Source organism: Niabella terrae, assembly GCF_054783135.1.
The window spans coordinates 19,794-32,907 of sequence record NZ_BAAGRD010000005.1; the positions used below are offsets into that span (position 1 = coordinate 19,794).

The window sequence follows — 13,114 nt, forward strand, 5'->3', positions numbered from 1 at the left end:
CGCCCGGACTTACAGCTGGCCTTCCGCCAATTGCATTACAATTTCCAATGTTAAAGGCTTGGTTATATAAGACTTAATATCCGGAAAAGAGGCCGCTTTGTTTTTATCTTCCAGTGCAATGGAAGAACTTACTGTATAAACCGAGATGTCCTGCCTTTGCTGCTGAGGCAATTGCTGGTAATTTTCCAGAAAACTCCAACCATTCATGATCGGCATTTCAATGTCCAACAGAATGATGTCGGGTAATTTATCGGGAGGATTCAGGGATTTCAGGTATTTCATTGCTTCCAGTCCGTTTTCCTGAAAGACAATTTCATCAAACAGATGACTTTTCTCCAGCAGCTTTTTTGCGATCAGCCTGAAAATGGGATCATCATCAACCACCAATATTTTTTTGGAGCTGCTCATTAAAAGTAAATTTTAAATGTCGATCCTTTTTCCGGTTGACTTTCTACTTCAATCCTGCCACCCATGGCTTCTACCTGGTTCTTGGTAATATACAGCCCGATGCCTTTGGAATCAGGGTTATGGGTAAAGGTTTTGAACAGGCCAAACAGTTTCTGGCCATTTTGCTCCATATCAATACCAATGCCATTGTCTTTGATGATCAGTACTCTTTCCATATTCTCTTCGGCATATGTTAAGCTAACAAGGGGAAATGTCTGGGGCTTGCTATACTTAATCGCATTTGATATAAGGTTTAGGATAATGCTTTCAAGGTACGATTTATTATAGTCAATCACAACATCTTCGGGGACATTATTTAGGACAATCGCTTCCTTGGCCCGGATTTTATCCTGCAGAATTTTTATCGTATGGTCGATTACCGTTTTCAGGGAAAGCCGGTGTTTTGTGTAATCCAGTTGGGAATGAATGTTTACGACTTCGTTCAGCCCCTGCATGGTGGTGTGCAGGATGCCGGAAACACTGATCAGCGCGGCAATCAGTTCGCCTTTTTCTGCCTCATCATTCGAAGCATTGATCAGGTCACACAGCGAGCTCATATTGCTCACGTGAGAACGCAGGTTATGCGATACAATATAGGAGAAATTCATGAGCCGTTTATTCTGTTCCCGCAGAATATCCAGCGATTCAGCCAGCTGCTGTTCCGAATTTCTCAAATCGGTGATATCAATCATCACGCCGATTATGACACCCGGGCCGTAACTGTTTTCCCGGATACAATCAATAGTTTCCCGATACCACTTCGTTTTGTTGTCCCAGGTCTTCACCCGAAACTGACTTTCATAATGCTTGTTTTTCCTCAAATGGTCTTCCAGTTCCGGCAATATTCTTTCCAGATCCTCGGGGTGCAAAAAGTCTCTTTTCAATACAGATTTGCCAAGCCATTTTGCCTGTTTTTGACCGGTGATGGTAACCGCTTTTCTGCTGGAAAAGGTATACAGTAATGTCGCGGGATCTGCCGCCCAGACAATCCCATTGATATGGTCCAGTAAGGATTGCAATCGGATCGTTGCAGATTCGAGTTGTGCCTTGGAACGCTTCAGATCGGTCACATCGGAGGTCGTCAGAATAACATGATCGTAGTTATGTTCATGACCCGGAATCACCTGCCATTTCAACAAGGAGTTACCGAGGGCCCCAAAGCGGTCCCTGAAAGTACTTTCCGATTGAAACTGATGTTTTCCTGCACAGATAGCAGCCAGAATTTTCTGGGTGACGGTTTGGGTTTCGGCGGTCATGATATACTGCATGAAATTCTGCATCAGGTCTTCTTTGTTCAAGGCTTTATGCTGACGCACACATTCGTCATTAAATGCCGTGACCCGGACCAATTTCATGTATTCCATGGTAGCGTCTGGATTTTCGCGAAAGTATTTTAGGACCCGGGCCTGTGGTTGTCCCATCAGGCCGTCAAAGCGCAATTGCGCCACGACAGCCGAGAAATCCTCTTCCCATAAGGAGACCGGCGATTCATTAAACAACAGCTGGTATCTTTTGTCGGACTCCCTGATTTTCTCTTCGGCTCTGACACGCTCCGTAATATCTTCAGCTGAAATCACATAGCGGATATTGTCACGGTTATTATGATCGAGCAGGAAGATCCGGGCGTAGGTGGTTATCGTTTCTCCGTTTTCCTTGGTATGCCTGTAGTCAATATTGATTTCTGATTTCTGCCCGCTGATCAGTGCCGGTAGCTGCCGGGTGACCTCCCAGTATACCTGCCTTGGCACCAGACTTCTCATACGGATGCCGGAAAGAATGTCGGCTTTCTCGTAGCCGAAAATATTGCAAAACTTTTTGTTGGTGACTGTAATATGACCGCTGGCATTGTCAATAATAGCCAGACCAATGGGGGAGTCTTCAAAAATCGCTGCAAACTGGTGTTCGACGGCAGCGATTCCCCGTTCTTTCTCCAGTAACAGTGATTGAAGTCGAAATGGCCGTTCAAACCATTTTTTGGCAATCACCCCCAGCAGTATGGAGCCTAAAAAACTCAGAATAACCGGCAGCAGACTGGGATTATAAGCCCGCTTTCGGGGTACGATGTATAGTTTCCAGTTAATATTGGGGATTGTTTCCACATTAAAATCCTTTCGGGAAAGATCGGGGGTGCCATTGTAAAAAAAAGTTTCTTTTTTATCGGTGAGCCCGGTATGGGAAATATGGTAAACATAGCGACTACTGTCTTCATCCGATAGGATGATGGTTTTGATGGCATCTTTCAACTGTACCAACACACTGGTAAAGCCCCAGAACTCACCTTTCAGATATATGGGCATCCGGGCCACAACGGCACTGTCGTTATCAAAGGTTCGGAAAGGGCCGGAAAGTACAATTTGTTTGGAAGTCAGGGTGGCTTTGGCTGTGGCCTGTTCCTCGAGGGTGGTGGCGGTGAGGATATCTTTATTCAGTGAACGCAGTGAGGCCGGATAGGTATAGCGTATGACGGCATCCGGCGAGAGTGTGACATAGTGAATATGTGGATTAAGTTGACGGACTTCTTTGGCTGTAGCTTTGAAATTATTCACATTTCCGTCGGCATCCACGATCCGGGCCACCATGACCAGCGAGCTGTATAGTTCATTGAAATAGGCACTGAAGCGCTGACTGATTTCATCACTTTTTCTGGAAAGTTCAAGTTGGTTGGCAGAGAGGCTGGTGTCTTTTCTCAGACCAATAACGAATACGGAAGTGGAAAAAAGAATCGCCGTCACCAGTATTCCAAACAGGAAGGGCGATTGATTGATAAGATCGTTACCTTGTTTCGCTGCAGTTTTCATCCCGAGGTCCGATGTTTCAGTTTTTGATAAGATTTTAAAAGTACAGAATTCTCACCGTCCCGGCCAAGGGCAGACAGCAGGTTAAAGATAGTTAATTATTTGTCAATTACGCCAGGGCTGAACGGATTCGGGAAAGGCGTTGTCTTACGCGGATTTACTTGAATTTCTTAGCTGAATTGTCCCTATTTTTGCGGGTATGACAATCGAAAAATTACAGGATATGCGGTCCCGCGTTCTCGGGATAAGGAGGTTTCTTTGACGTCACTAATCGTCAGCAGAAATTAGAGCAGGACAGGCAACTTTCGCTGAGCCCGGGATTTTGGGATGACAATCAGCGTGCCACTGCGATCCTTAAAGATATCAAGACCAACGAATACTGGATTCAGCTGTTTAAAGAAGTTGAAACTGCCGTCGAAGATTTCGCGGTGCTTTTTGATTTCTTTAAATCCGGCGATGCTTCGGAAGCGGAGACCCAGGAGGCTTATGACAAAGCCCTGGGCGCCCTGGACGATGCCGAATTTAAAAGTTCCCTCAATGAGCCTGAGGATGAATTACCGGCTGTATTACAAATCAATTCAGGCGCCGGTGGTACGGAAAGTCAGGATTGGGCTGAAATGCTGGCCCGGATGTATCGGATGTACGGCGAAAAGAATGGCTGGAAAGTAACGGAGTTGGACTGGCAGTGGGGAGACGGCGCCGGTATTAAAACGGCGACCCTGCAGTTTGACGGCCCTTTTGCCTATGGTTTTCTGAAAGCGGAAAGCGGTGTGCACCGCCTGGTCCGGATCTCTCCTTTTGACAGCAATGCCCGTCGTCATACATCCTTTGCTTCCGTATTTGTTTATCCGCTAGTGGACGATTCCATCGAGATAGATATTAAAGACAGCGAAGTGAAAATGGAGACCGCGCGTAGCGGCGGTGCCGGTGGGCAGAATGTTAACAAAGTGGAAACCAAGGTGATGTTGACCCATATCCCGACAGGTATTGTTGTGATATGTCAGACAGAACGTACCCAGTTGGGCAACCGGGAAAAAGCCATGCAGATGTTGAAGAGCCGACTGTATGAGGAAGAATTGAGGCGCCGGGAAGCCCTGAAGGACGCTACCAATGCCAGCAAGAAAAAAATCGAATGGGGCAGTCAGATCCGCAGCTATGTGTTTCATCCTTATAAAATGATCAAAGACCACCGTACGGATTATGAGGTGGGGAATGTGCAACCTGTGATGGACGGTGAGCTGGACGGTTTTATCAAGGCCTACCTGATGAGTGGAACTGATGTGGAAAGTTCAGACGGCGCCGCTTAGTCGCTGTCTCCTTCCGGAGAATTTACGTCTCCCGCTGGGGCCGCTAAACAAATATTAACCTTTAATTATCCTGAATTAACTCAGTCCGGCCTTCGACGAGCGGTTCTGGCATTGATTGCTTTTCTTTGCAATTGTACTGCCTGACGGGCAGTGCCTAATATCAGAACGCGTCACTTAAAATATTGAGATATGCATCAGGGAAATTTTTCGTACCCGCTTCCGGCCAATGAACCCGTATTAAATTATGCACCAGGGAGTGCAGAACGACTGCAGCTTCAGGCGACCCTGGCAACACTGAAGGCTGCTGAGGCGGATGTGCCGATGTACATTGGAGGTCAGGAGATCCGCACCGGAAAGAAAGTAGCCATGCGACCACCCCATGAACACAGCCATGTGCTGGGATATTTTCATGAAGGGGAGAAAAAACATGTCGTACAGGCCATTGAGGCTGCTTTGAAAGCCAGGGAAAGCTGGGCGGCCATGAGTTGGGAGAACCGGGCCGGTATTTTCCTGAAAGCTGCCGACCTGATCGCCACCAAATACCGCAGTTACATGAATGGCACCACCATGCTGGGCCAGAGTAAAAATGCCTACCAGGCCGAAATTGACAGTGCCTGTGAGCTCATAGATTTTCTGCGTTTCAATGTTCATTTTCTTAATGAGATTTATAGCCAGCAGCCAAAGAATGCGCCGGGTACACATAATCGGATGGAATGGCGACCGCTGGAAGGATTTGTACTGGCGGTAACACCTTTCAATTTTACGGCCATCGGTGGCAACCTGCCAACTTCGGCTGCCATGTGTGGCAATGTCGTGGTCTGGAAGCCGGCCCATACCCAGGTCTATTCTGCTCAGATGCTGATGCGCATTCTGAAAGAAGCCGGTCTGCCTGACGGCGTGATTAACCTGATCTATGTAGACGGCCCTATGATGGGTTCAGTAGTATTTAATCACAAAGATTTTGCGGGGGTGCATTTTACAGGTTCCACCGGCGTTTTCAATACGATGTGGGAAACGATTGGCAAGAATATGGGTAAGTACCGGAGCTATCCGCGTATTGTGGGAGAAACCGGCGGCAAGGATTTTGTGATCGCCCATAAATCAGCTGATCCCCAGGTAGTTGCTACCGCTTTATTGCGGGGTGCTTTTGAGTTCCAGGGACAAAAATGTTCCGCTGCTTCGCGGGCTTATATACCATCCAATATTGCCAAAGAAGTAAAAAAGCGTCTGGTGGCGGATTTGAAAAGTCTGAAGATGGGAACCGTAGAAGATTTTTCCAATTTTATTAATGCGGTGATTGACGAACGCTCTTTTGATAAAATAAAAAAATATATCGATCAGGCCAAAAAAGCCAAAGGTGTCAGCCTGCTGGCCGGGGGCGGATGCTCCAAAAAAACCGGCTATTTTATTGAACCTACCGTACTGGAAGTTACAGATCCGCATTATGTCACCATGTGCGAGGAAATCTTTGGTCCCGTACTCACCCTGCATGTTTATCCGGCCGCCCAGTTTGAGAAAACACTGGAACTGGTAGACAGGACTTCCCCTTATGCACTGACAGGAGCAGTGATTGCCACCAACCGTGCTGCAGTAGAACTGGCGACCCGTAAACTGTCCCATGCAGCTGGTAACTTTTATATCAATGACAAGCCCACCGGTGCAGTAGTCGGCCAGCAACCTTTCGGCGGTGCCCGGGCATCCGGCACCAATGATAAGGCCGGTTCCATGTTGAACCTGTACCGCTGGCTCAGTGCCCGGACCATTAAGGAAACCTTTAATCCCCCGACGGATTACCGGTATCCCTTCCTGGCCTCCGAATAAGCTGGTACGGCAGGACTTAAATTTCAGAGATGGATCTTTGGTGTTATATTTGGAGCATCAAAACCTGTTGAAGGGAGGCTTCTGCGTCCCTGATGCGGTGAATGACGGTGCCCTGTACAGTAAGCAGCGGGCCGGAAATATGAACCCTAAATTGAAGTCGCTTGAAGTCGATACTGAATGAACGGCATATTGCCATTACCATAAAACGTCTGGCCCGGCAGATTATTGAAAATCAAATGAATCTGTCCGATCTGGTGCTGATCGGTCTGCAGCCCAGAGGTATATTTCTCTCCGACCGGATTTATGCGGAAATCTGCCAGCTGACCGGTGAGGTTCGATTGCCTTATGGTAAACTGGATATAACTTTTTACCGGGATGATGTAAGACAGGTCTTGCATAAAGCCAATGAAACTGATATTCCCTTTAGCATCCAGGATAAGACGGTCGTATTGATCGATGACGTACTGTTTACCGGCCGTACCATTCGCGCCGCCATGGATGCCCTGCTGGATTTCGGTCGTCCGGCCCGGGTAGCCCTCTGTGTGCTGATCGATCGCCGCTATAGCCGGGAATTCCCCATACAGGCCGACTATGTTGGCAGCTATATAGATTCCTTTGAAACCCAGAAAGTACTGGTCCGCTGGAAAGAAAACAGTCCGGCGGACGAAGTGACCATCACCGAAGGCTGAACGCCTGTTTTTTCACATATTGTGCATAAATCCCAAATACCGGTTGGGGTTGAGTTTGATTATATTTGCCGGACCGGCCGGCAGCGCAGCAGGCTGATTGCATTGTCTTGCTGCCGGAGCTGCAACATAGTTGCGAAGTAGCGATGGCTATGGTATAAATGATTAATTTAAAGTGATTTAATAAAAGGAGTTGATATATGGCAAAGGAGAAACTCAGCAACCCGGGCTCGGATTATGATGAAGACAGTATCAGGAGTCTTGACTGGAAAGAACATATCCGCTTACGCCCGGGCATGTATATCGGTAAGCTCGGCGACGGCAACAGCCCCGATGATGGCATTTATGTGCTGGTCAAAGAGGTGATGGATAATTGTATTGATGAATACACCATGGGTTATGGCAAAACCATTGAGTTGACAATTGATGGGAAAATGGTGACGGTCAGAGACTACGGGAGGGGAATACCGCTCGGTAAGGTCGTCGACGTGGTAAGTAAAATCAATACCGGGGCCAAGTATGACAGTCGGGCCTTTCAGAAATCAGTTGGTCTGAACGGCGTGGGTACCAAGGCGGTCAATGCCCTGAGTAATTATTTCAAAGTCGTGTCCGTAAGGGATCAGAAGGAGAAAACCGCTGAATTCGAAAGAGGCGTACTGGTGACCGAACACAAGGAGAAAAAAACCACCGAAGCCAATGGCACCCTGGTGCATTTTATCCCTGACGATACCGTGTTTAAGAATTTTAAGTATCACCATGAATTTCTGGAAAACCTGATCTGGAACTATTGTTTTCTGAATGCGGGACTGAAAGTACTTTTTAACGGTAAATCCTATATCAGCCGCAACGGATTACTCGACCTGTTGGAAAGGAAAACCAATCCGGACGAGATCCGTTATCCCATCATACACCTGAAAGGCAACGATATTGAAATCTCACTGACCCATGCCAATGAATACGGGGAAGAACTTTACAGTTTTGTCAACGGGCAGCATACCACCCAGGGTGGGACCCATCAGCAGGCTTTTCGGGAAGCGTTTGTAAAAACCATCCGGGATTTTTATAAGAAGGATTACGATACGTCAGATATCCGTACCGGCATTGTCGCAGCCATCAGCGTCCGGGTCGTAGAGCCGGTATTCGAAAGTCAGACCAAGACCAAACTGGGCTCTCAGAACGTAGATATCAACGGACCCAGCATGCGTCAGTTTATGGCTGATTTCCTGAGCCGCGAACTGGACAATTACCTGCATAAAAATCCAAAGACCGCCGAAGCCCTGAAAAAGCGTATTGAACAAAGTGAACGCGAAAGGAAGGACCTGGCGGGTATCAAGAAGCTGGCAAATGAGCGGGCCAAGAAAGCGAACCTGCACAACCGTAAATTGCGTGATTGTCGCTATCATCTTAACGAAGACCCTCCCGCAAAAGGGAAACAGGAGTTTATGGAGAAGCAGCAGGAAACCACGATTTTTATCACGGAGGGTGATAGCGCCAGCGGTTCGATCACAAAGGCCAGAAATGTGGAGACACAGGCTGTTTTCAGTTTACGGGGTAAACCCCTGAACGCTTTCGGATTGACAAAGAAAGTGGTCTATGAGAACGAGGAATTCAATCTGTTGCAGCACGCCCTTAACATTGAAGAGGGTATGGAAGGACTGCGCTACAATAATATTGTAATTGCCACAGATGCTGATGTCGACGGGATGCACATTCGACTACTGATCATGACTTTCTTTCTGCAGTTCTTCCCTGATCTGGTCAAGCAGGAAAAAGTATACGTACTGGAAACGCCCTTGTTCCGGGTACGGGATAAAAAAGACACCATTTACTGTTATAGTGAGTCAGAAAAGAAAGCCGCGATAAAAAAACTGACCGGTAAACCTGAAGTAACCCGTTTTAAAGGACTGGGAGAAATCAGTCCGGAAGAATTTGCCCAGTTTATCAGCACCGATATGCGTAAACAACTGATGCGGGTAGAACAGGGTGATCATATTCAACAGTTGCTGGAATATTATATGGGCAAAAATACCGCCCAGCGACAGGAATTTATTATTAACAATCTGGTGGTGGAAATTGATCAGGAAGATGAAGTGGCCGCACGTAAAGTCGAACTGACAGAAGAAGCGGCTGCCTGAAGATAAACATAGGATGGCTCTGTTGTGGCATTGCGGCCGGCGATGCAGCCCACAGGAGAAATCCTTAAATAAATTATTAGAAGATACATGATACATATAGTTTTTAATGAAGCGGAGATAGCGCTGATGCAACAGGTGCAGGAGCTGGATGAAACACTTTCCGGACCTGTAGTACTTATTCGGGATGATTATGCTGTCGGGCCCTTGACAGCACTGGACGAGCCTGCGGGTTACCAGGCCCGTCGGGACTGGTGGCAGCAATTACTGGAAGGCAGTCCCTATAAAGACCAGGATGCGGTAAATGACGATCGGCTGACCGTACATCAATTGCAGCGGCAACTGGAGGAAGAGCATGAAACTGAAGTCTGGATATGGATGGGACAAAACCAGCATGATGTCTGTGGATATTACTGGCTGATGCCGCAACTTCGCGCTTACCAGGGGCGGGTGATGATACTCTATCTCAACAACCTGCCTTTTATCAATGAGAAGGGACAGATTTTCTATCCCTCCTGGCTGCATGAAATCCAGCCCAGCGAATTTATTAAAGCCAAGAAGCTGGCCCGGCCGATCACCCTTAGTGAATATGAAGTGGACCCTGATGAGTGGAAAAGGTTGTCGGAAGAGGATGCCCTGGTGCGCATTCTTGAAGGCGGCAAGAAAATCGCCAGTCAACCGGCATCCTTTTATGATGCAGAGATACTGAAACATTTATCGGGAGAATGGCAAAAAGTTTCCCGGGCCCTGCAGCATATAATGAATCGGCTTCAACCCAGGACGGGAGATGTATTCATTATGTGGCGGATTAAGACCCTGATAGCAGCGGGACGGATCCAGGCAGAAGGTAATATCGATAAGGACTGGAAAAGTTTTGATATCAAAAAAGGCGCTGCACAGGCGCAGGAAACCGAGGTGTCAGCCGGACAGTCTGAAGCTTAAAACCGTTTGGTATATGAAAATAGTCTTAAAACTGGAAGAGCTGATGATGCTGATGCTGAGCCTGGTGCTGTTATGGAACAGCGATGCATCCTGGTACTGGTATCTGTTATTATTACTGGGGCCGGATATCAGCATGCTGGGCTACCTCGCGGGCAATACCACCGGCGCCGTCGCCTATAATCTGCTACACCATAAAGGGGTGGCTATCGGCGTTTTTCTGACGGGGGTATATTTGAATAACCTGATATTGCAACAGGCAGGTATGGTTATTTTCGGACATGCTTCCCTGGACCGTTTGCTGGGTTATGGCCTGAAATACCAAACCGGTTTCGGTCATACACATCTGGGCCCTATTGGTCCGGCATCCCGAAGCCAGGATACAACGACCCGTCAGGGTTCCTAATATTTGAAAGTGATAAAGCGTGGATATAAAAGATGAAAGAAGATAAAGCAGCATTTGCAGAACAGAGTGATAATAGTGGCATACAGGGACAGTTTAAAAACTGGTTTCTGGATTATGCCTCCTATGTGATTTTGGAACGGGCCGTTCCGGCCATTGAAGATGGCCTGAAACCCGTACAGCGGCGGATCCTGCATGCCATGAAACAAATGGATGACGGGAGGTTGCATAAAGTGGCCAATATTGTGGGGCAGACGATGTCTTACCATCCCCATGGTGATATGAGCATCCGGGATGCATTGGTAAACATGGGGCAGAAAAACCTCCTGATCGATACCCAGGGTAACTGGGGTAATGTCGAAACCGGTGATGATGCGGCGGCATCCCGATATATTGAGGCGCGCCTGAGCAAATTTGCCCTGGACGTCGCCTTCAATCCCAAAACCACTGATTGGCAGTTGAGTTACGATGGAAGGAATAATGAGCCGATTACCCTGCCTATGAAGTTTCCGCTGGTGCTGGCACATGGGGCTGAAGGAATCGCTGTGGGGCTTTCCACCAAGATCCTGCCGCATAATTTCTGTGAACTGATTGAGGCATCGATCAAATACCTGAAGGGCAGGAAATTTGAAATCTTTCCTGATTTTCAGACAGGTGGTATGATTGATGTGACGGATTATCATCAGGGCCGGCGGGGCGGCAAGGTCAAAGTCCGGGCCCATATAGAAGAACTGGATAAGAAAACCCTGTTGATTAAAAGCGTGCCTTACGCTGTGACGACCGACCAGCTGATCGAGTCAATTGTAAAAGCCAATGACCAGGGAAAAATAAAGATTAAAAAAGTTACCGATAACACGGCGGCAGTGGTGGAAATACAGGTAGACCTGCCGACGGGTATCTCTCCCGATATTACCATCGACGCACTGTACAAATTTACGTCTTGCGAGATATCCGTTTCGCCCAATGCCTGTGTGATCGTGAAGGGAGAAGATGATCATCCCAAACCACAGTTTCTATCGGTACAGGAACTGCTCAAGCAATCGGCGGACCATACCAAGGACCTGCTCGAAAAAGAACTGCAGATCAGGCTGGCGGAGCTCAACGAAAAATGGCATTATACTTCTCTGGAGAAAATTTTCTTCGAAGAAAAAATATACAAAGAGCTGGAGAAGAAACATGACAGTTGGGACAAAGTCATCGCCGCCATCGACAAAGCTTTTGATCCGTTTAAAAAGAAGCTAAAACGGGAAATTACCCGCGAAGATATACTCAAGCTGACCGAGAAACCGGTACGTCGTATTTACCGCCTGGACATTCATGAGTTGCAGGAGCAGATTAAGAATCTGGAAGCCGAAATAAGAGCCGTAAAACATGACCTGGGCCATCTGGTGGACTTTGCGATTGCTTATTTTGAGAACCTGTTGAAGAAGTATGGTAAAGGCCGGGAACGTAAAACCGAGATTCGTCAGTTTGAAGTGATTGAAGCGAAGCACGTCGTGATGGCCAATACCAAATTATACGCAGATCGTAGTGGCGGATTTATCGGTACCGGACTGAAAAAAGATGAATTGCTTTTTGAATGTTCCGATCTGGATGATATCATCGTTTTTACCAAGCGGGGCATCATGAAAGTGATCAAGGTTGCCGACAAGACTTTTATCGGAAAGGATATTATTCATGCCGCAGTATTTCAGAAAAATGATGAACGAACCACTTACAATATGATTTATGCGGACGGCAAATCAGGTGTCAGTTACGCGAAGCGGTTCAATGTGACGAGTGTAACACGGGACAAGGTATATGATCTAACCAAGGGCGATGAGAAAAGTAAGGTTCATTATTTTACCATCAATCCCAACGGAGAGGCCGAAGTAGTTAAAATAATTTTAAGTCCCAATAGCAGTGCCCGCATCAAGGAATTTGATTTTTATTTTGAAGAACTTGCTATTAAGGGACGCGGCAGCATGGGTAATCAGGTGTCCAAGTATCCCATAAAAACAGTCAAGTTCAAGGAAGCAGGACGCGCTACACTGAGTGGAAAGAAGCTTTGGTTCGATGATAAGTTCGGTCGGCTGAATACAGAAGAAAAAGGCAGTTTTTTAGGCATGTTTGAACCGGCAGATCAACTGCTTGTCATTTACAGCGACGGCTATTATGAAATAACCGATCAGGAAATGACCCAGAAATTTGATCCTGAGAAAGTACTGGTGATAGAAAGGTTTGATGCCGAAAAGATCATTACTGCCGTCTATGCGGACATGGACAAACTGCAGTATAATGTAAAACGATTCAAAATCGAAACATCCACCCTGAAATCGAAATTCCTCTTTATCAAGGAGGGGAAAAATAATTACCTGGAATGTGCCACCACTGCAGAAGAGCCGGTCTTGCAGGTACAGAGTGGTAAGGGCGCTCAGGTGCGAAGTGCAAAATTTAAGTTGGCCAAAGTGACGGAAGTAATGGGCTGGAAAGCTGTAGGCGCCAAGCTCACGGATTATTCCAAATCCGTAGAAATGCAATGGGTGGAAGGTAGCCGACCCACCGCGCAACAGGAGTTGTTTGAATAAGGACTAAAATAATAGCC

The 13,114-nt window shown here is 47.1% G+C and carries 9 protein-coding genes; 7 read left to right on the top strand and 2 right to left on the bottom strand.

All coding sequences use genetic code 11. The annotated features are described in order from the left end of the window. Positions 1 to 9 precede the first annotated feature (9 nt). Both ACYVI9_RS06050 and ACYVI9_RS06055 read right to left on the bottom strand, forming a co-directional pair. On the bottom strand, positions 10 to 408 hold the full coding sequence (locus ACYVI9_RS06050) for a response regulator (RefSeq protein ID WP_460762010.1): 399 nt from the start codon (positions 406 to 408) through the stop codon (positions 10 to 12). Then, on the bottom strand, positions 408 to 3,245 hold the full coding sequence (locus ACYVI9_RS06055) for a PAS domain S-box protein (RefSeq protein ID WP_460762013.1): 2,838 nt from the start codon (positions 3,243 to 3,245) through the stop codon (positions 408 to 410). The genes ACYVI9_RS06050 and ACYVI9_RS06055 overlap by 1 nt, the downstream gene beginning before the upstream one ends. A 196-nt stretch (positions 3,246 to 3,441) precedes the next feature. On the opposite strand from ACYVI9_RS06055, the gene prfB reads away from it, so the two are divergent. The 7 genes from prfB (at position 3,442) to ACYVI9_RS06090 (ending at position 13,097) form a co-directional block, all read left to right on the top strand. After that, a protein-coding gene (gene prfB, locus ACYVI9_RS06060) for a peptide chain release factor 2 (RefSeq protein WP_460762016.1) occupies positions 3,442 to 4,549 on the top strand; the annotation gives its coding sequence in 2 pieces (ribosomal slippage) (positions 3,442 to 3,501 and positions 3,503 to 4,549; 1,107 coding nt in all). Positions 4,550 to 4,738: 189 nt separating this feature from the next. After that, positions 4,739 to 6,370, top strand: a complete 1,632-nt coding sequence (gene pruA, locus ACYVI9_RS06065; protein ID WP_460762019.1) for an L-glutamate gamma-semialdehyde dehydrogenase — start codon at positions 4,739 to 4,741, stop codon at positions 6,368 to 6,370. A gap of 161 nt (positions 6,371 to 6,531) precedes the next feature. Further along, the gene (gene pyrR / locus ACYVI9_RS06070) at positions 6,532 to 7,059 is read left to right on the top strand and encodes a bifunctional pyr operon transcriptional regulator/uracil phosphoribosyltransferase PyrR (protein WP_460762022.1); all 528 of its coding nucleotides are present in this window, start codon (positions 6,532 to 6,534) and stop codon (positions 7,057 to 7,059) included. A 197-nt stretch (positions 7,060 to 7,256) separates the two neighbouring features. After that, entirely contained in the window at positions 7,257 to 9,191 is a 1,935-nt protein-coding gene (locus ACYVI9_RS06075) for a DNA topoisomerase IV subunit B (protein ID WP_460762025.1), read from the top strand. 87 nt (positions 9,192 to 9,278) lie between these two features. Further along, the gene (locus ACYVI9_RS06080; protein WP_460762028.1) at positions 9,279 to 10,130 is read left to right on the top strand and encodes a DUF1835 domain-containing protein; all 852 of its coding nucleotides are present in this window, start codon (positions 9,279 to 9,281) and stop codon (positions 10,128 to 10,130) included. Positions 10,131 to 10,143: 13 nt separating this feature from the next. Next, positions 10,144 to 10,533, top strand: coding sequence for a DUF4260 domain-containing protein (locus ACYVI9_RS06085; RefSeq protein WP_460762032.1), 390 nt, complete (start codon positions 10,144 to 10,146; stop codon positions 10,531 to 10,533). Positions 10,534 to 10,565: 32 nt separating this feature from the next. Beyond that, on the top strand, positions 10,566 to 13,097 hold the full coding sequence (locus ACYVI9_RS06090) for a DNA gyrase/topoisomerase IV subunit A (RefSeq protein WP_460762035.1): 2,532 nt from the start codon (positions 10,566 to 10,568) through the stop codon (positions 13,095 to 13,097). Positions 13,098 to 13,114: the final 17 nt, after the last annotated feature.